The organism is Escherichia sp. MOD1-EC6819 (genome assembly GCF_002965765.1).
Taxonomy (GTDB): domain Bacteria; phylum Pseudomonadota; class Gammaproteobacteria; order Enterobacterales; family Enterobacteriaceae; genus Escherichia; species Escherichia ruysiae.
In genome coordinates, this window is record NZ_PTRG01000007.1 from 252,992 (window position 1) to 272,047 (window position 19,056).

The following is a 19,056-nucleotide window of genomic DNA, read 5'->3' on the forward strand; positions in this document are numbered from 1 at the left end:
GCCACGTAAAAGCGGTGACGTCAAATGCTGCGAAATCGCTTCAGCAAACGAATAATTAGCAGGAATTTACGCCATTAAATTCACGATGATTTAAATAAGCGTAACTTATGGAAATGTTAAAAAATCACCATACATAACAACAAAGGTGTAGGTCGGATAAGATGCGCAAGCATTGCATCCGACATTATTGCGGCGCTGGCGTTTGACAACAGTGCCGGATGCGGCGCAAGCGCCTTATCCGGCCTACGGTTGGGCACCGTTTGAGTCACTGTAGGTCGGATAAGATGCGCAAGCATCGCATCCGACATTATTGCGGCGCTGGAGTTTGGTAACAGTGCCGGATGCGGCGCGAGTGCCTTATCCTGCCTACGTTTTAATGCCAGCAGAAATGGTGAATGACCTGGGTGATCAGTTCGCGGGTGGGTTTAATAAACCGCGTCTCCAGATATTCATCAGGCTGATGAGCCTGATTAATTGAGCCTGGACCCAACACTAGCGTCGGGCATAACGTCTGAATAAACGGCGCTTCGGTACAGTAGTTCACCACTTCGGTCTTTGCACCGAGTAATTTCTCAACCACTTCAACCAGTTGATGGTTCGGCGGGCACTCGTAACCAGGGATCGGCGGATGCAGCTCTTCGACCGTCAGACGACCCGGCCAGCGTTCGCTTACCGGAGCCAGCGCGTCGTTGAGTAAGCCATTAAGTTCATTGAGCGTCATGCCAGGCAACGGACGAATATCCATATGCAACTCGCAGCAAGCGCAAATACGGTTAGAGGCGTCACCACCGTGAATATGCCCAAGGTTGAGCGTGGGATATGGCACGGTAAACGCTTCGTAGTGATAACGCTCTTTCAGGTTATCGCGCAATTGTAAAATATGACCGATGGCGTCGTGCATCAGTTCGATAGCGTTAACTCCGCGCGACGGATCGCTGGAATGCCCCGACTGACCCAGAATGCGAATGGCATTGGAGATGTGGCCTTTATGCGCGCGTACCGGTTGTAGCGACGTCGGTTCGCCAATGATGGCGCAATCCGGGCGCAGGGCGGTGGTTTCGGCAAAATAACGCGCTCCGGCCATACTGGTTTCTTCATCGGCAGTCGCCAGAATGTAGAGCGGTTTTTTCAGTTTCGTGACGTCGACGTCGCGTAGCGCATCGAGGATAAACGCAAAGAAGCCTTTCATGTCGGCGGTGCCTAAGCCGTAAAGCTTGCCGTCATGCTCCGTCAGCGTAAACGGATCGCGCGTCCAGCGACCATCATCAAACGGCACCGTATCGGTATGACCCGCCAGCAGCAAGCCGCCAGCACCCTGTCCGCAACTGGCCAGCATATTAAATTTGTTGCGAGTTCCTGGCACAGGCTGCACTTCCACATTGAAGCCCAAATCTTTAAACCAGCCCGCCAGCAGAGTGATTAAATCTGCATTGCTTTGATCGAGTGCCTCTTCCGTGGCGCTTATTGAAGGTGTGGCAATCAGAGCACGGTAAATCTCGATAAATGGCGGTAATTTGTTTTTCATTGTTGACACACCTCTGGTCATGATAGTATCAATATTCATGCAGTAATTGTGAATAAAAATACACTAACGTTGAGCGTAATAAAACCCACCAGCCGTAAGGTGAATGTTTTACGTTTAACCTGGCAACCAGACATAAGAAGGTGAATAGCCCCGATGTTGAATACGCTGATTGTGGGTGCCAGCGGCTACGCTGGCGCAGAGCTAGTGACCTATGTAAATCGCCATCCGCATATGAACATAACCGCTTTGACTGTTTCAGCGCAAAGCAATGATGCGGGAAAGTTAATCTCCGATTTGCATCCGCAGCTAAAAGGCATCGTTGATCTGCCGTTGCAGCCGATGTCGGATATCAGCGAGTTTAGCCCAGGGGTGGACGTGGTGTTTCTCGCCACCGCCCATGAAGTTAGCCACGATTTAGCACCGCAATTTCTTGAAGCGGGCTGCGTGGTGTTTGACCTTTCCGGCGCGTTTCGTGTTAACGACGCTGCCTTCTATGAAAAATATTACGGCTTTACCCATCAATACCCGGAACTGCTGGAACAGGCCGCTTATGGTCTGGCGGAGTGGTGCGGCAATAAATTAAAAGAAGCGAACTTAATTGCGGTGCCGGGATGTTATCCGACGGCGGCACAACTGGCGCTGAAACCGTTGATTGATGCCGATCTTCTCGACCTCAGTCAGTGGCCGGTGATCAACGCCACCAGCGGCGTGAGCGGTGCAGGACGTAAGGCAGCGATTTCAAATAGTTTTTGTGAAGTTAGCCTGCAACCGTATGGCGTCTTTACCCATCGCCATCAACCAGAGATCGCCACACACCTCGGTGCTGACGTTATCTTCACCCCGCATCTGGGCAATTTCCCGCGCGGCATTCTCGAAACCATTACCTGCCGCCTGAAACCGGGTGTGACCCAGGCGCAAGTCGCGCAAGCGTTACAGCGGGCGTATGCGCATAAACCGCTGGTACGGCTATATGACAAAGGCGTTCCGGCACTGAAAAATGTCGTCGGGCTGCCGTTCTGTGATATCGGGTTTGCCGTTCAGGGCGAGCATCTGATTATTGTGGCGACCGAAGACAATTTATTGAAAGGTGCGGCGGCACAAGCGGTACAGTGCGCCAATATTCGTTTCGGTTATGCGGAAACGCAGTCTCTTATTTAAGGGTGCAATGATGAATCCATTAATTATCAAACTGGGTGGCGTACTGCTGGATAGTGAAGAGGCGCTGGAACGTCTGTTTAGCGCACTGGTGAATTATCGTGAGTCACATCAGCGTCCGCTGGTGATTGTGCACGGCGGCGGTTGCGTGGTGGATGAGCTGATGAAAGGGCTGAATCTGCCGGTGAAAAAGAAAAATGGCCTGCGGGTGACGCCTGCGGATCAGATAGACATTATCACCGGAGCACTGGCGGGAACGGCAAATAAAACCCTGCTGGCATGGGCGAAGAAACATCAGATTGCGGCCGTAGGTTTGTTTCTCGGTGACGGCGACAGCGTCAAAGTGACCCAGCTTGATGAAGAGTTAGGCCATGTTGGACTGGCGCAGCCAGGTTCGCCTAAGCTTATCAATACGTTGCTGGAAAACGGTTATCTGCCGGTGGTCAGCTCCATTGGCGTAACGAACGAAGGACAACTGATGAACGTCAATGCTGACCAGGCGGCGACGGCGCTGGCGGCAACGCTGGGCGCGGATCTGATTTTGCTCTCCGACGTCAGTGGCATTCTCGACGGCAAAGGGCAACGCATTGCCGAAATGACCGCCGCGAAAGCAGAACAACTGATTGAGCAGGGCATTATTACCGACGGCATGATAGTGAAAGTGAACGCGGCGCTGGATGCTGCGCGCACGCTGGGGCGCCCGGTGGATATCGCCTCCTGGCGTCATGCGGAACAGCTTCCGGCACTGTTTAACGGTATGCCGATGGGTACGCGGATTTTAGCTTAAGTTTTGTTAGCCGGAGGCGTAGCTTTCCGGCATTGAATTTCAAAATAAGGAAACAGAGTTATGGCACTTTGGGGCGGGCGTTTTACCCAGGCAGCAGATCAACGGTTCAAACAATTCAACGACTCACTGCGTTTTGATTACCGTCTGGCGGAGCAGGATATTGTTGGCTCTGTGGCCTGGTCCAAAGCCCTGGTAACGGTCGGTGTGCTGACCGCAGAAGAACAGGCGCAACTGGAAGAGGCGCTGAACGTGCTGCTGGAAGATGTTCGCGCCAGGCCACAACAAATCCTTGAAAGCGACGCCGAAGATATCCATAGCTGGGTGGAAGGCAAACTGATCGACAAAGTGGGTCAGTTAGGCAAAAAACTGCACACCGGGCGTAGCCGTAATGATCAGGTAGCGACTGACCTGAAACTGTGGTGCAAAGATACCGTTAGCGAGTTGCTGACGGCTAACCGGCAGCTGCAATCGGCGCTGGTGGAAACCGCACAAAACAATCAGGACGCGGTAATGCCAGGTTACACTCACCTGCAACGCGCCCAGCCGGTGACGTTCGCTCACTGGTGTCTGGCGTATGTTGAGATGCTGGCGCGCGATGAAAGCCGTTTGCAGGATGCGCTTAAGCGTCTGGATGTCAGCCCGCTAGGCTGTGGCGCGCTGGCGGGAACAGCCTATGAAATCGACCGTGAACAGTTAGCAGGCTGGCTGGGCTTTGCTTCGGCGACCCGTAACAGTCTCGACAGCGTTTCTGACCGCGACCACGTGCTGGAACTGCTTTCTGCTGCCGCTATCGGCATGGTGCATCTGTCGCGTTTTGCCGAAGATCTGATTTTCTTTAACACCGGCGAAGCGGGGTTTGTGGAGCTTTCTGACCGCGTGACTTCCGGTTCATCATTAATGCCGCAGAAGAAAAACCCGGATGCGCTGGAGCTGATTCGCGGTAAATGCGGTCGAGTGCAGGGCGCGTTAACCGGCATGATGATGACGCTGAAAGGTTTGCCGCTGGCTTACAACAAAGATATGCAGGAAGACAAAGAAGGTTTGTTCGACGCGCTCGATACCTGGCTGGACTGCCTGCATATGGCGGCGCTGGTGCTGGACGGCATTCAGGTGAAACGCCCACGTTGCCAGGAAGCAGCGCAGCAGGGTTATGCGAATGCTACTGAACTGGCGGATTATCTGGTGGCGAAGGGCGTACCGTTCCGCGAGGCGCACCATATCGTGGGTGAAGCGGTGGTGGAAGCCATTCGTCAGGGTAAACCGCTGGAAGATCTGCCGCTGACCGAGTTGCAGAAATTCAGCCAGGTGATTGGCGAAGATGTCTATCCGATTCTGTCGCTGCAATCGTGCCTCGACAAGCGTGCGGCAAAAGGCGGTGTCTCACCGCAACAGGTGGCGCAGGCGATTGCTTTTGCAAGGGCGCGTTTGGGGTAACCTTGTTATTTTGCTCCCCTGAGAATGGGGAGTTTGCCTGATGTGCTTTGTTTATCATGTCTACGTAGTGTTGCACTTGTAGGCATGATAAGACGCGACAGCGTCACATCAGGCAGTATTCTGTTGACCTTAAATTTAACGCCCAACCAGAACCATTATTTGTCACATGCCTTTTTATTCTTGCTTTACTCTCCCTATAAAAATCATTTTTAAATACACCAGGCGATACACAGTTTAATTAATTGAATATAATTAATTTCTATTGTTGTGTTTATTTTTAAGATTGATGGTGTTTATTATGTGATTATTTAACGCGTTGTTTTAACGATGATGATTAATAGTGTAGGTCAAATTTGAGGATATTTTTGTTCTCCGCCGGAAATTTTTGTTTTTAATGTGATCACGGTTGAATAATCACTCTTTCTCTCTTGTATGGTAGTAGGCGCGTAATTAAGTTTGAAGCGTCTATTTACAACACAGGAGATTGCAATAATGAAAATTATTGCTGCGGACGTTTTTGTTACTTGCCCCGGGCGTAATTTCGTTACGCTTAAAATAACCACTGAAAGCGGACTTTGTGGATTAGGAGATGCCACGTTAAATGGCCGCGAATTGTCGGTCGCTTCTTATCTGAAAGATCATCTTTGCCCACAATTAATTGGCCGCGATGCCAGCCGTATCGAAGATATCTGGCAATTCTTTTATAAAGGCGCTTACTGGCGACGTGGTCCCGTCACGATGTCGGCCATTTCTGCCATTGATATGGCATTGTGGGATATCAAAGCTAAAGCAGCCAATATGCCGCTGTATCAACTGCTTGGCGGTGCTTCTCGTGAGGGCGTGATGGTTTATTGCCATACCACCGGGCGCACGATTGATGAAGTTCTTGAGGATTATGCAAAGCACCAGCAGATGGGCTTTAAGGCGATTCGTGTGCAGTGCGGTGTGCCTGGGATGCAAACCACCTATGGCCTGGCGAAGGGCAAAGGACTGGCGTACGAACCGGCAACCAAAGGCCAGTGGCCGGAAGAGCAGTTGTGGTCGACGGAGAAGTATCTCGATTTCACGCCGAAGTTATTTGAGGCGGTGCGCAATAAGTTCGGTTTTAACGAACATCTGTTGCATGACATGCACCATCGCCTTACCCCCATCGAAGCGGCGCGCTTTGGAAAGAGCATTGAGGATTACCGCCTGTTCTGGATGGAAGATCCAACGCCTGCCGAGAATCAGGAATGTTTCCGTTTGATTCGCCAGCATACCGTGACGCCAATTGCGGTCGGAGAAGTGTTTAACAGTATCTGGGATTGCAAGCAGTTAATCGAAGAGCAGTTAATTGACTATATTCGCACGACGATTACCCATGCAGGCGGCATTACCGGGATGCGGCGGATTGCCGATTTTGCATCACTTTATCAGGTACGTACCGGTTCGCACGGTCCTTCTGATTTATCGCCCATTTGCCATGCGGCGGCGCTGCATTTTGACCTCTGGGTGCCAAACTTCGGCGTGCAGGAGTACATGGGCTATTCCGAACAAATGCTTGAAGTCTTCCCGCATAGCTGGCGCTTCGAGGAGGGGTATATGCATCCGGGCGATGAACCGGGGCTGGGTATTTCTTTCGATGAGAAACTGGCGGCGAAATATCCGTATGACCCGGCGTATCTCCCCGTCGCACGACTGGAAGATGGCACATTGTGGAACTGGTAATAACGGTTCGCTTAATTATTTTCTGAATAGTCATCAAATCGATTAATTCCGCTCAAGGAGCTAAAAATGGACGTTGATGTGTCAACCAGTGTTGCGGGTAATAAACCGCAACGGATTCGTCGTATTCAGACAGTGACGCTGGTTTTATTATTTATGGCGGGGATCGTTAATTTCCTCGACCGTTCGTCACTGAGTGTGGCAGGCGAAGCGATTCGTGGCGAGTTAGGATTATCGGCGACAGAGTTTGGCGTTTTGCTTTCTGCATTTTCTCTGTCTTATGGTTTTTCACAACTTCCTTCCGGTATTTTGTTAGATCGTTTTGGTCCACGAATAGTATTAGGCGCAGGTTTGATATTCTGGTCATTAATGCAGGCATTAACAGGAATGGTTAATTCTTTTAGCCACTTTATTTTAATGCGTATTGGTCTGGGTATTGGCGAAGCGCCATTTATGCCAGCGGGGGTGAAATCTATTACCGACTGGTATGCACAAAAAGAACGCGGCACGGCGCTGGGAATTTTTAACTCATCTACCGTTATCGGTCAGGCCATCGCGCCTCCTGCTCTTGTATTGATGCAGTTGGCATGGGGCTGGCGGGCGATGTTCGTTATCATCGGCGTAGCGGGGATTCTGGTTGGGATTTGCTGGTACGTGTGGTATCGCAACCGGGCGCAGTTTGTCCTGACCGACGAAGAACGGACGTATCTCTCCGCGCCGGTTAAACCGCGTCCACAGCTGCAATTTAGCGAGTGGCTGGCGCTGTTTAAGCACCGGACAACCTGGGGGATGATTTTAGGTTTCTCTGGGGTTAACTATACCGGTTGGCTCTACATCGCGTGGTTACCCGGTTATTTGCAGGCCGAGCAAGGTTTCAGTCTGGCGAAAACGGGCTGGGTGGCGGCGATTCCTTTCCTCGCGGCGGCGGTCGGGATGTGGGTTAACGGTATTGTTGTCGATCGACTGGCGAAAAAAGGCTACGACCTGGCGAAGACGCGTAAAACGGCTATTGTCTGCGGTTTGATGATGTCGGCATTAGGAACGTTGCTGGTCGTGCAATCTTCCTCGCCTGCGCAAGCGGTGGCGTTTATCTCAATGGCGCTGTTCTGCGTGCATTTTGCGGGAACATCTGCATGGGGACTGGTTCAGGTGATGGTGTCAGAAACAAAAGTGGCTTCCATCGCCGGGATTCAAAACTTTGGTAGTTTTGTCTTTGCTTCCTTTGCTCCGATCGTAACCGGCTGGGTGGTGGATACCACGCACTCGTTTAATCTGGCGCTGGTTATCGCGGCCTGTGTGACCTTCACTGGTGCGCTGTGTTACTTCTTTATCGTCAAAGATCGCATTGAGTAAGTATTGCAGCCTGGCCCTCCGCTGGAGGGTCGGAAGAAATAAAAAAAAGCGGATCCTGGAGATCCGCAAAAGTTCACGTTGGCTTTAGTTATTCGAGTTGAGAAACTCTCGAAACGGGCAGTGACTTCAAGGGTTAAAGAGGTGCCGCTCCGTTTCTGTGAGCAATTATCAGTCAGAATGCTTGATAGGGATAATCGTTCGTTGCTATGCTACCTATCGCCATGAACTATCGTGGCGATGGAGGATGGATAATGAATATTCGTGATCTTGAGTACCTGGTGGCACTGGCCGAACACCGCCATTTTCGGCGTGCGGCAGATTCCTGCCACGTTAGCCAGCCGACGCTTAGCGGGCAAATTCGTAAGCTGGAAGATGAGCTGGGCGTGATGCTGCTGGAGCGAACCAGCCGTAAAGTGTTATTCACCCAGGCGGGAATGCTGCTGGTGGATCAGGCGCGTACCGTGCTGCGTGAGGTGAAAGTCCTTAAAGAGATGGCAAGCCAGCAGGGCGAGACCATGTCCGGGCCGCTGCACATTGGTTTGATTCCCACGGTCGGGCCTTACCTGCTACCGCATATTATCCCGATGCTGCACCAGACCTTTCCAAAGCTGGAAATGTATCTGCATGAAGCGCAGACCCACCAGTTACTGGCGCAACTGGACAGTGGCAAGCTCGACTGCGTGATCCTCGCGCTGGTGAAAGAAAGCGAAGCATTCATTGAAGTGCCGTTGTTTGACGAACCAATGTTGCTGGCTATCTACGAAGATCATCCGTGGGCGAACCGCGAATGCGTACCGATGGCCGATCTGGCAGGGGAAAAACTGCTGATGCTGGAAGATGGTCACTGTCTGCGCGATCAGGCGATGGGCTTCTGCTTTGAAGCCGGGGCGGATGAAGATACACATTTCCGCGCCACCAGTCTGGAGACGCTGCGCAACATGGTGGCGGCAGGTAGCGGGATCACTTTACTGCCTGCGCTGGCTGTACCGCCAGAGCGCAAACGCGATGGCGTTGTTTATCTGCCGTGCATTAAGCCGGAACCACGCCGCACTATTGGCCTGGTATATCGTCCTGGCTCACCGCTGCGTAGTCGTTATGAACAACTGGCAGAGGCCATCCGCGCACGAATGGATGGCCATTTCGATAAAGCGTTAAAACAGGCGGTTTAAGCCGTTTAGTGCCGCTACCCGATAGGCTTCCGCCATGGTCGGGTAGTTAAAGGTGGTGTTAACGAAGTACTCAATGGTGTTGCCGCCACCTTTCTGTTCCATAATCGCCTGCCCGATATGAATAATTTCGGCAGCGCGCTCGCCAAAGCAATGAATCCCAAGAATCTCTTTTGTTTCCCGATGGAATAAGATTTTCAGCGTACCCACGTTCATGCCAACGATTTGCGCTCGCGCCAGATGTTTGAACTGGGCGCGACCCACTTCATACGGCACTTTCATCGCGGTCAGTTGCTGTTCGGTTTTACCGACTGAGCTGATTTCCGGGATGGTGTAGATGCCGGTAGGGATATCTTCAATCAGATGCGCGGTGGCTTCACCTTTCACCAGCGCCTGTGCGGCGATGCGCCCCTGGTCATAGGCCGCCGACGCCAGGCTCGGATAACCAATCACGTCGCCCACGGCATAAACATGCGGCTGTGCGGTTTGATACATGCTATTGACCTTAAGCTGGCCACGACTGTCAGTTTCCAGACCAATATTATGCAGCGCCAGCGAATCGGTATTACCGGTGCGGCCGTTGGCATAGAGCAGGCAGTCGGCTTTTAGTTTCTTGCCTGATTTCAGGTGCATGATTACACCGTCGTCACAACCTTCAATCTTCTCGTATTCTTCGTTGTGACGAATTACCACACCGCTGTTCCAGAAGTGGTACGAGAGAGAATCTGACATCTCTTGATCAAGAAACGCCAACAAACGATCGCGGGTGTTGATCAGATCCACTTTCACATCCATTCCACGGAAGATCGATGCGTATTCGCAGCCGATCACTCCGGCACCGTAGATAAGCACGTGGCGTGGTTCGTGATGCATGCTAAGAATTGAGTCGCTGTCGTAAATGCGCGGATGGGTAAAATCAACGTCCGCCGGATGATATGGACGAGAGCCGCAGGCAATAACAAATTTTTCTGCGGTCAGCGTTTCGACCGTGCCGTCCGGGCAATCAAGCGCCAGCGTGTGCTCGTCAACAAAGCGAGCGTTCCCCTGCAATATTTCGCAGTGATTACGTTCGTAAAATCCCTGACGCATACGTGTTTGTTGATTAATCACATTATCGGCATGGTTAAGGATATCGGCAAAAGAAGAGCGGAGCAGTCGCGAATGGTCGCTGTAAAGTGGGTTTTGATTGAATTCTATAATGCGGCTGACGGCGTGACGGAGAGCTTTCGACGGGATGGTGCCCCAGTGGGTGCAACCGCCGCCAACATTTTGATAACGCTCGATAACTGCGACGCGCGCACCTTGCTTAACCAGACCCATTGCAGCGCCTTCGCCGCCGGGGCCGGAACCTATTACTATGGCATCGTAATCGTAGGAATGTGGCATGGTAGGGCTTACCTGTTCTTATACATAAAAGCAACAGAATGGTAACATTTTATCGCGGGTAAGCCAATTGATCCCCGTCATTTATCTGGCTATATCGTGAGCGGCCTTTGCTTTGTCTTCCTCCTTCTTATTTTATTTATTCACTATTAATCGCTTTTTCTTGTGACTGGCAGTTTTATCTTGATGAAGTGTGCTTTTTTGTTATTGTCTTTGTGAAATTTTCTTATAAAACAAATATATAAATATTTTATATTGATGGGGTATTTGTATTTATACCATCAATAAAATCCGTCAATTAGCCTGTTTATCTATAAATAAGGGAATAGCAGATGATCGAACACTATATTCGTGGGTTTGAGGAAGAACTGCGCGAGATTCGCCATCAGATCCATGAAAACCCGGAGCTGGGGTTACAGGAGTTTCAAACCAGTGCGTTGGTAGCAGAAAAGCTGCGCCAGTGGGGCTATGAGGTAGAGCAAGGGCTGGCGACGACCGGCGTGGTTGCCACCTTAAAAGTGGGCGACGGAGAGAAAAGTATTGGTTTGCGGGCGGATATGGATGCGTTACCGATTTATGAAAATAGCGGCAAACCCTGGTCCAGCAAACAACCTGGTTTGATGCACGCCTGTGGGCATGACGGGCATACCACAATATTGCTGGGTGCCGCGCGCTATCTTGCCGAAACCCGCCGCTTTAACGGCACGTTGCGTCTCATCTTCCAGCCAGCTGAAGAGATGATCAACGGCGGTGAGATTATGGTTAAAGAAGGTCTTTTTGACCGTTTCCCCTGCGATGTGATTTTCGGTATGCACAATATGCCGGGTCTGCCGGTTGGCAAGTTTTACTTTCAGCCAGGGGCGCTGATGGCGTCAATGGATCAGTTCCACATTACGGTTCGTGGCTGTGGTGGACATGGTGCGATTCCCCACAAAGCCATCGACCCGGTGCTGGTCGCGGCACATATCACCACCGCATTACAAAGTATTGTGTCGCGCAATGTCGATCCGCTGGAAGCGGCGGTCATTACCGTCGGCAGCATTGTTGCGGGTGAGGCCGCTAACGTCATTCCAGATAGTGCCGAGATGAAAATCAGCGTCCGCTCGCTTAGCCGTGAAACCCGGCAACTTCTTCTGACCCGTATTCCTGCTCTGGCACAAGCCCAGGCCGTCAGCTTTGGCGCTACGGCTGATGTGACGCATGTTAACGGCACTCCGGTATTAGTGAATGATGAGGCGATGGCGAGATTTGCCTGCCAGGTGGCCTGCGAAACGTTTGGTGAAGACAGGGCGGAGTTTGGCATCAAGCCTCTGATGGGCAGTGAAGACTTCTCTTTCATGCTGGAGGCCCAGCCAAAAGGCGCTTTCCTGTTGTTCGGTAATGGTGATGTCGGGGAAGGTTCCTGCATGGTGCATAACCCCGGGTACGACTTCAACGATGCAAGTCTGGTGCCGGCAAGTAGCTACTGGGGCGCGCTGGTAGAAGCCTGGTTGCAATAAATAAAACAACACACAACAACACTTTCTGGCAAGGAATATGGAATGACGGCGATCGTAAATGAATCGGTGGGCGTAAAGAAAAAGCCCAGCGGTAAGCGGGTGATTTTTGCCTCGGCGTTTGGCAATGCGCTCGAATTTTTTGATTTTGGCGTTTACAACTTTTTTGTGGTCTATATCAGTACACTTTTCTTTCCTCCCAGTGCCGATCATAACGTCGCGCTGTTACTGGCATTTGCAACGTTTGGCGTGAGTTTTTTTATGCGCCCGCTCGGTGGGATTATCGTTGGCGCCTGGGCCGATCGTTTCGGACGCAAACCCGCGATGGTGTTCACCATTGCCCTGATGAGCCTTGGTACACTGATGATCGGCATCGCGCCGACCTATGCGACGGCGGGCTATTGGGGAACGGCAACGCTGGTGCTGGCGCGCCTGATCCAGGGCGTTGCGGCAGGTGGTGAAGTCGGCGCCTCAATGTCTTTGCTGGTTGAGTCTGCGCCGGCAAATCGTCGCGGCTTTTACAGCAGTTGGTCGCTGGCGACCCAGGGGCTGGCAACGACCTTTGGTGGCATCGTCGCTTTAGGGTTGAGTGCATGGCTGCCGTTTGCCACAGGTTCAGAGACCGTAATGGCGGAATGGGGCTGGCGAGTGCCGTTTTTTATTGGTGTGCTGTTAGCACCCATCGGTTGCTGGCTGCGCCTGAGTCTGGAAAATGATGCGCCTGAAGTGGCGAATAAGAAGAGTGCTGCTGCCAGCGAAAGTACGTTTTCCCTGCTTTTGCAACATAAAGCGACTCTCGCTAACGGTGTTTTACTCGCGATTGGCAGTACGGTAGCAACCTATATCTCCCTCTTTTACTACGGCACCTGGGCGGCGAAGTATCTGGCGATGCCTCAACATTATTCTCATGCAGCGATGTTACTGGCTGGCGTTATTACTTTTGTGGGGGCGCTGCTGGTGGGGATGCTGTGTGATTCGGTCGGGCGTAAAAAGCTGATTTTAATCTCCCGTGTGATGGTGCTTCTCTGTAGCTGTCCTTCGTTCTGGCTGTTGGTGAATTACCCAAGCCCTGGCATGTTGCTGACGGTGGTTTTCGTGATGGTCAGCTTTACTACGCTTGGCGGTGTGCCGGTAATGTTGTTGATTTCCGAACTATTGCCGAAACGGATCCGGGCATTGGGCTTCGCGCTGGTTTATAGCATTGGTGTGGCAATTTTTGGTGGTTTTGCACAATATTTCGCCACGCAATCTATCGTGTTACTGGAGAGTCTGACGGCTCCGGCGTGGTATCTGGGCGGCGGCACGTTGCTGTCGATGCTGGCGTTGTTGTTTGTGAAAGAACCAGCCAAAGAGCTGCAGTAAATGTGTTTTATTGCGTTACCGTTCATTCACAACACTGGAGCAATCCAGTATGTTCATTCTCTGGTATAGTGCCAGCAGTACTTTTGGCAAGGATTCAGACATTGTGATGGGCGTAAGAGCGCAACAAAAAGAAAAAACCCGCCGTTCGCTGGTGGAAGCCGCATTTAGCCAATTAAGTGCTGAACGCAGCTTCGCCAGCCTGAGTTTGCGTGAAGTGGCGCGAGAAGCGGGCATTGCTCCCACCTCTTTTTACCGGCATTTCCGCGACGTAGACGAACTTGGTCTGACCATGGTTGATGAGAGCGGTTTGATGCTGCGCCAACTCATGCGCCAGGCGCGTCAGCGTATTGCCAAAGGCGGGAGTGTGATCCGTACCTCGGTCTCCACATTTATGGAGTTCATCGGTAATAATCCGAACGCCTTCCGGTTATTATTGCGGGAACGCTCCGGCACTTCCGCTGCGTTTCGTGCCGCCGTTGCGCGTGAAATTCAGCACTTCATTGCGGAACTTGCGGACTATCTGGAACTCGAAAACCACATGCCTCGTGCGTTTACTGAAGCGCAAGCCGAAGCAATGGTGACGATTGTCTTCAGTGCGGGTGCCGAGGCGTTGGACGTCGGCGTCGAACAACGTCGGCAATTAGAAGAGCGACTGGTACTGCAACTGCGAATGATTTCGAAAGGGGCTTATTACTGGTATCGCCGTGAACAAGAGAAAACCGCAACTATTCCGGGAAATGTGAAGGACGAGTAATGAAACAAGCAAATCAAGATAGAGGTACGCTGCTGCTGGCGTTGGTTGCTGGCTTATCGATCAATGGTACGTTTGCGGCGCTGTTTAGCTCCATTGTGCCATTTTCTGTATTCCCGATTATTTCTCTGGTGCTGACGGTTTACTGCCTGCATCAACGTTATCTTAATCGCACCATGCCGGTAGGCTTGCCGGGGCTGGCTGCCGCCTGTTTTATTCTCGGTGTTCTGCTGTACAGCACGGTGGTTCGTGCGGAATATCCGGATATCGGTTCTAACTTCTTCCCGGCAGTGCTGTCCGTCATTATGGTGTTCTGGATTGGCGCGAAGATGCGTAACCGTAAGCAGGAAGTTGCTGAGTAATCAGTAACATGCCGGATGCTGGCGCATCCGGCATGGGTTTTACTTCGCCGTCAGTAACACGCCGCACTCCATATGGTGCGTGTAGGGGAACTGATCAAACAGAGCCAGACGTTCAACTTTGTGCGTCTGGCTTAATGTTTCCAGATTCTTGCATAACGTTTCCGGGTTGCAGGAGATGTACAAAATACGCGGATACGCCTGCACCATTTTCTCGGTTTCACTGTCCAGACCGCTGCGCGGCGGATCGACAAAAATGGTTTCGCACTGATAACTCTTTAAATCGATCCCTTGCAGGCGGTTAAACTCGCGCACACCATTCATCGCCTGGGTAAACTCTTCCGCCGCCATACGAATAATTTGTACGTTATCAATATGGTTAGCAGCAATATTGTATTGCGCGGCAGCGACCGATGGCTTAGCGATTTCGGTAGCTAATACTCGATCAAAATTGCGCGCCAGAGCTAATGAAAAATTACCGTTGCCGCAGTACAGCTCCAGTAAATCACCTTTTGAACCTTTGGTTACATCCAGCGCCCATTCCAGCATCTGAATATTCATCGCCGCGTTCGGCTGAGTGAAGCTGTTCTCCACCTGACGGTAGATCATCTCTTTCCCTGCAACCGGCAGACGTTCGTCGATGTAATCTTGATCCAACTCGATTTTGGTTTTTGTTGCCCGACCAATCAGATGCACATTCAGATTCTGCGCTCGCAGTGCATCGCGCAGGGCTTCTGCCTGCTGGCGCCACTCGTCATCCAGCTTTTTATGGTACAGCAGAGAAACGACCGCCTGATTGCTTAGCGTGGTGAGGTAATCAATCTGGAACAACTTTTGGCGCAGAACGGGATTATTGCGCACACCCGCAATCATCGCGCCCATCAACTGGTTGATAAGTTCACTGGCGGCGGGGAAGCTATCCACGCGGATGCGGCTTTTGGTTTGTTGATCGAAAATGATGTGATACAGGTCATCGCCATCGTGCCAGATGCGGAACTCTGCACGCATCCGGTAATGACTGACCGGCGAGCGAAAAACTTCCGGAACCAGGTCAGAAAACGGCGCCATCATACTTTGCAAACGTACCACTTTTTCGGCTAACTGCGCTTCATACTGTTCTGTTGGAAGGTGTTCGGGGGTCATGATGTATCCTGAAAATGAAATGTACGCGGCGATTGTAGGGATTGCTCATCAGATGTCCAGATCTTGATAGATTCCTATTTGTGAGCTACGTCTGGACAGCAACTTGTTACAACCTGTAGCATCCACTCGCCGGTCCTGTGAGTTAATAGGGAATCCAGTGCGAATCTGGAGCTGACGCGCAGCGGTAAGGAAAGGTGCGATGATTGCGTAATGCGGACACTGCCATCCGGTGGGAAGTCATCATCTCTTTGTATCCTCAGATACCCCTCCAAGCCCGAAGACCTGCCGGCTAACGTCGCATCTGGTTCTCATCATCGCGTAATATTGGTGAAACCTGCGGCATCCTTCTTCTATTGTGGATGCTTTACAATGATTAAAAAAGCTTCGCTGCTGACGGCGTGTTCCGTCACAGCCTTTTCCGCTTGGGCACAGGATACCAGCCCGGATACTCTCGTCGTTACTGCTAACCGTTTTGAACAGCCGCGCAGCACTGTGCTTGCACCAACCACCGTTGTGACGCGTCAGGATATCGACCGCTGGCAGTCGACCTCGGTCAATGATGTGCTGCGCCGTCTCCCTGGTGTGGATATCACCCAAAACGGCGGTTCAGGTCAGCTCTCATCTATTTTTATTCGCGGTACAAATGCCAGTCATGTGTTGGTGTTAATTGATGGCGTCCGCCTGAATCTGGCAGGGGTGAGTGGTTCTGCCGACCTTAGCCAGTTCCCTATTGCGCTTGTCCAGCGTGTTGAATATATCCGTGGGCCGCGTTCCGCCGTATATGGTTCCGATGCAATAGGCGGGGTGGTGAATATCATCACGACGCGCGATGAACCCGGAACGGAAATTTCAGCAGGGTGGGGAAGCCATAGTTATCAGAACTATGATGTCTCTACGCAGCAACAACTGGGGGATAAGACACGAGTAACGTTGTTGGGCGATTATGCCCATACTCATGGTTATGATGTTGTCGCTTATGGCAATACCGGAACGCAAGCGCAGCCAGATAACGATGGTTTCTTAAGTAAAACGCTTTATGGCGCGCTGGAGCATAACTTTACTGATGCCTGGAGCGGCTTTGTGCGTGGCTATGGCTATGATAACCGTACCAATTATGACGCGTATTATTCTCCCGGCTCGCCGCTGCTCGATACTCGCAAACTCTATAGCCAAAGCTGGGATGCCGGGCTGCGCTATAACGGCGAACTGATTAAATCACAACTCATTACCAGCTATAGCCATAGCAAAGATTACAACTACGATCCCCATTATGGTCGTTATGATTCGTCCGCAACGCTTGATGAGATGAAGCAATACACCGTTCAGTGGGCAAACAATGTCATCGTTGGTCACGGTAGTATTGGTGCGGGTGTCGACTGGCAGAAACAGACTACGACGCCGGGTACAGGTTATGTTGAGGATGGATATGATCAACGTAATACCGGCATCTATCTGACCGGGCTGCAACAAGTCGGCGATTTTACCTTTGAAGGCGCAGCACGCAGCGACGATAACTCACAGTTTGGTCGTCATGGAACCTGGCAAACCAGCGTCGGTTGGGAATTCATCGAAGGTTATCGGTTTATCGCTTCTTATGGTACGTCGTACAAGGCACCTAATCTTGGGCAACTCTATGGCTTCTACGGTAATCCGGATCTGAACCCTGAGAAAAGCAAACAGTGGGAAGGGGCGTTTGAAGGCTTAACTGCTGGAGTGAACTGGCGTATTTCCGGATACCGTAACGATGTTAGTGACTTGATCGATTACGATGATCACACCCTCAAATACTACAACGAAGGGAAAGCGCGGATTAAGGGCGTCGAGGCGACCGCCAATTTTGATACCGGACCGCTGACGCATACGGTGAGTTATGATTATGTCGATGCGCGTAACGCGATTACCGACACGCCGTTGCTACGTCGCGCTAAACAGCAGGTGAAATATCAGCTCGACTGGCAACTGTATGACTTCGACTGGGGTATTACTTATCAGTATTTAGGCACTCGCTATGATAAGGATTACTCATCTTATCCTTATCAAACCGTTAAAATGGGCGGTGTGAGCTTGTGGGATCTTGCGGTTGCGTATCCGGTCACCTCTCATCTGACTGTTCGTGGTAAAATAGCCAACTTGTTCGACAAAGATTACGAGACAGTCTATGGCTACCAAACTGCAGGACGGGAATACACCTTGTCTGGCAGCTACACCTTCTGAACCACGTCCCACCGTGCTGGTGTTTGACTCCGGCGTCGGTGGGCTGTCGGTCTATGACGAGATCCGGCGTCTCTTACCGGATCTCCATTACATTTATGCTTTCGATAATGTCGCTTTCCCGTATGGCGAAAAAAGCGAAGCGTTTATTGTTGAGCGCGTAGTGGAAATTGTCACTGCGGTGCAAGAGCATTATCCCCTTGCACTGGCTGTGGTGGCCTGCAACACCGCCAGCACCGTTTCGCTTCCTGCATTACGCGAAAAATTTGACTTCCCGGTTGTCGGTGTCGTGCCGGCGATTAAACCCGCAGCGCGTCTGACCGCTAATGGCATTGTTGGATTGCTGGCAACTCGCGGAACAGTTAAACGTTCTTATACCCATGAACTGATTGCGCGTTTCGCCAATGAATGTCAGATAGAAATGCTCGGATCGGCAGAGATGGTTGAGCTGGCTGAAGCGAAACTGCATGGCGACGAAGTTTCTCTGGATGCGCTAAAGCGTATCTTGCGTCCGTGGTTAAGAATGAAAGAGCCACCAGATACTGTTGTTCTAGGGTGTACTCATTTCCCTCTATTACGAGAAGAACTGTTACAGGTGCTACCAGAGGGAACACGGCTGGTAGATTCTGGCGCAGCAATTGCCCGCCGAACGGCCTGGTTGTTAGAACATGAAGCCCCGGATGCAAAATCTGCCGATGCGAATGTTGCCTTTTGTATGGCAATGACGCCGGAAGCAGAACAATTATTGCCCGTTTTACAGCGTTACGGTTTCAAAACGCTCGAAAAACTGGCAGTTTCAGGCTGATTTGGTTGAATGTTGCGCATTCGGAAAATTATTTTAAATTTCCTCTTGTCAGGCCGGAATAACTCCCTATAATGCGCCACCACTGACACGGAACAACGGCAAACACGCCACCGGGTCAGCGGGATTCTCCTGAGAATTCCGGCAGAGAAAGCAAAAATAAATGCTTGACTCTGTAGCGGGAAAGCGTATTATGCACACCCCGCGCCGCTGAGAAAAAGCGAAGCGGCACTGCTCTTTAACAATTTATCAGACAATCTGTGTGGGCACTCGAAGATACGGATTCTTAACGTCCTCGGACGATAAATGAATACCAAGTCTCAAGAGTGAACACGTAATTCATTACGAAGTTTAATTCTTTGAGCATCAAACTTTTAAATTGAAGAGTTTGATCATGGCTCAGATTGAACGCTGGCGGCAGGCCT

Annotated in this window: 15 protein-coding genes and 1 riboswitch; of the genes, 12 read left to right on the forward strand and 3 right to left on the reverse strand. The window is 51.3% G+C overall.

What is annotated here, in order from left to right; translation table 11 throughout:
* Positions 1-373 precede the first annotated feature (373 nt).
* Entirely contained in the window at positions 374-1,525 is a 1,152-nt protein-coding gene (gene argE / locus A7Z06_RS12400; RefSeq protein ID WP_010346357.1) for an acetylornithine deacetylase, read from the reverse strand.
* 153 nt (positions 1,526-1,678) lie between these two features.
* On the opposite strand from argE, the gene argC reads away from it, so the two are divergent.
* The 6 genes from argC (at position 1,679) to oxyR (ending at position 9,127) form a co-directional block, all read left to right on the forward strand.
* Positions 1,679-2,683, forward strand: a complete 1,005-nt coding sequence (gene argC, locus A7Z06_RS12405; RefSeq protein ID WP_000935358.1) for an N-acetyl-gamma-glutamyl-phosphate reductase — start codon at positions 1,679-1,681, stop codon at positions 2,681-2,683.
* Between the two features lie 7 nt (positions 2,684-2,690).
* Complete coding sequence (gene argB / locus A7Z06_RS12410; protein WP_077629745.1) at positions 2,691-3,467, forward strand: acetylglutamate kinase; 777 nt, start codon at positions 2,691-2,693, stop codon at positions 3,465-3,467.
* Positions 3,468-3,527: 60 nt separating this feature from the next.
* A complete protein-coding gene (argH, locus tag A7Z06_RS12415) occupies positions 3,528-4,901 on the forward strand; it encodes an argininosuccinate lyase (protein WP_001230092.1) in 1,374 nt (457 codons plus the stop codon).
* 492 nt (positions 4,902-5,393) lie between these two features.
* A complete protein-coding gene (gene manD, locus A7Z06_RS12420; protein WP_000690943.1) occupies positions 5,394-6,608 on the forward strand; it encodes a D-mannonate dehydratase ManD in 1,215 nt (404 codons plus the stop codon).
* Between the two features lie 66 nt (positions 6,609-6,674).
* Positions 6,675-7,958, forward strand: a complete 1,284-nt coding sequence (locus A7Z06_RS12425; protein WP_000382178.1) for an MFS transporter — start codon at positions 6,675-6,677, stop codon at positions 7,956-7,958.
* A gap of 251 nt (positions 7,959-8,209) precedes the next feature.
* The gene (gene oxyR / locus A7Z06_RS12430; RefSeq protein WP_001025936.1) at positions 8,210-9,127 is read left to right on the forward strand and encodes a DNA-binding transcriptional regulator OxyR; all 918 of its coding nucleotides are present in this window, start codon (positions 8,210-8,212) and stop codon (positions 9,125-9,127) included.
* Here oxyR and sthA read toward each other — a convergent pair.
* The gene (gene sthA, locus A7Z06_RS12435; RefSeq protein ID WP_001120821.1) at positions 9,110-10,510 is read right to left on the reverse strand and encodes a Si-specific NAD(P)(+) transhydrogenase; all 1,401 of its coding nucleotides are present in this window, start codon (positions 10,508-10,510) and stop codon (positions 9,110-9,112) included. The genes oxyR and sthA overlap by 18 nt on opposite strands.
* A gap of 329 nt (positions 10,511-10,839) precedes the next feature.
* On the opposite strand from sthA, the gene A7Z06_RS12440 reads away from it, so the two are divergent.
* The 4 genes from A7Z06_RS12440 (at position 10,840) to A7Z06_RS12455 (ending at position 14,478) form a co-directional block, all read left to right on the forward strand.
* A complete protein-coding gene (locus A7Z06_RS12440; protein ID WP_000569581.1) occupies positions 10,840-12,006 on the forward strand; it encodes a M20 aminoacylase family protein in 1,167 nt (388 codons plus the stop codon).
* A gap of 42 nt (positions 12,007-12,048) precedes the next feature.
* Positions 12,049-13,365, forward strand: coding sequence for a citrate-proton symporter (locus A7Z06_RS12445; protein WP_000125448.1), 1,317 nt, complete (start codon positions 12,049-12,051; stop codon positions 13,363-13,365).
* Positions 13,366-13,468: 103 nt separating this feature from the next.
* Complete coding sequence (gene fabR / locus A7Z06_RS12450) at positions 13,469-14,119, forward strand: HTH-type transcriptional repressor FabR (protein WP_123007655.1); 651 nt, start codon at positions 13,469-13,471, stop codon at positions 14,117-14,119.
* Positions 14,119-14,478 (forward strand): YijD family membrane protein, encoded by a 360-nt coding sequence (locus tag A7Z06_RS12455; protein ID WP_000806411.1) that lies wholly within the window; start codon positions 14,119-14,121, stop codon positions 14,476-14,478. Before fabR ends, A7Z06_RS12455 begins: the two co-directional genes overlap by 1 nt.
* A 39-nt stretch (positions 14,479-14,517) precedes the next feature.
* Here the strand turns inward: A7Z06_RS12455 and trmA are convergent, their stop codons facing one another.
* Positions 14,518-15,618 carry a tRNA (uridine(54)-C5)-methyltransferase TrmA gene (gene trmA / locus A7Z06_RS12460; RefSeq protein ID WP_000186994.1) on the reverse strand — a complete coding sequence of 367 codons (1,101 nt, stop codon included), beginning with the start codon at positions 15,616-15,618 and terminating at the stop codon, positions 14,518-14,520.
* Between the two features lie 113 nt (positions 15,619-15,731).
* Positions 15,732-15,922: riboswitch (cobalamin riboswitch) on the forward strand.
* A 65-nt stretch (positions 15,923-15,987) separates the two neighbouring features.
* Between trmA and btuB the strand changes: the two genes are divergently transcribed.
* Positions 15,988-17,832 (forward strand): TonB-dependent vitamin B12 receptor BtuB, encoded by a 1,845-nt coding sequence (btuB, locus tag A7Z06_RS12465; protein ID WP_000591347.1) that lies wholly within the window; start codon positions 15,988-15,990, stop codon positions 17,830-17,832.
* On the forward strand, positions 17,777-18,634 hold the full coding sequence (gene murI, locus A7Z06_RS12470) for a glutamate racemase (protein WP_000201834.1): 858 nt from the start codon (positions 17,777-17,779) through the stop codon (positions 18,632-18,634). Before btuB ends, murI begins: the two co-directional genes overlap by 56 nt.
* The last annotated feature ends 422 nt before the right edge of the window (positions 18,635-19,056 follow it).

Bases quoted from the DNA above. Each gene is read 5' to 3' on its own strand.
- sthA (WP_001120821.1), bottom strand. From the start codon at position 10,510: ATGCCACATTCCTACGATTACGATGCCATAGTAATAGGTTCCGGCCCC.
- A7Z06_RS12425 (WP_000382178.1), top strand. From the start codon at position 6,675: ATGGACGTTGATGTGTCAACCAGTGTTGCGGGTAATAAACCGCAACGG.
- oxyR (WP_001025936.1), top strand. From the start codon at position 8,210: ATGAATATTCGTGATCTTGAGTACCTGGTGGCACTGGCCGAACACCGC.
- argE (WP_010346357.1), bottom strand. From the start codon at position 1,525: ATGAAAAACAAATTACCGCCATTTATCGAGATTTACCGTGCTCTGATT.
- A7Z06_RS12445 (WP_000125448.1), top strand. From the start codon at position 12,049: ATGACGGCGATCGTAAATGAATCGGTGGGCGTAAAGAAAAAGCCCAGC.
- btuB (WP_000591347.1), top strand. From the start codon at position 15,988: ATGATTAAAAAAGCTTCGCTGCTGACGGCGTGTTCCGTCACAGCCTTT.
- A7Z06_RS12455 (WP_000806411.1), top strand. From the start codon at position 14,119: ATGAAACAAGCAAATCAAGATAGAGGTACGCTGCTGCTGGCGTTGGTT.
- manD (WP_000690943.1), top strand. From the start codon at position 5,394: ATGAAAATTATTGCTGCGGACGTTTTTGTTACTTGCCCCGGGCGTAAT.
- A7Z06_RS12440 (WP_000569581.1), top strand. From the start codon at position 10,840: ATGATCGAACACTATATTCGTGGGTTTGAGGAAGAACTGCGCGAGATT.
- trmA (WP_000186994.1), bottom strand. From the start codon at position 15,618: ATGACCCCCGAACACCTTCCAACAGAACAGTATGAAGCGCAGTTAGCC.
- argH (WP_001230092.1), top strand. From the start codon at position 3,528: ATGGCACTTTGGGGCGGGCGTTTTACCCAGGCAGCAGATCAACGGTTC.
- murI (WP_000201834.1), top strand. From the start codon at position 17,777: ATGGCTACCAAACTGCAGGACGGGAATACACCTTGTCTGGCAGCTACA.
- argC (WP_000935358.1), top strand. From the start codon at position 1,679: ATGTTGAATACGCTGATTGTGGGTGCCAGCGGCTACGCTGGCGCAGAG.
- argB (WP_077629745.1), top strand. From the start codon at position 2,691: ATGATGAATCCATTAATTATCAAACTGGGTGGCGTACTGCTGGATAGT.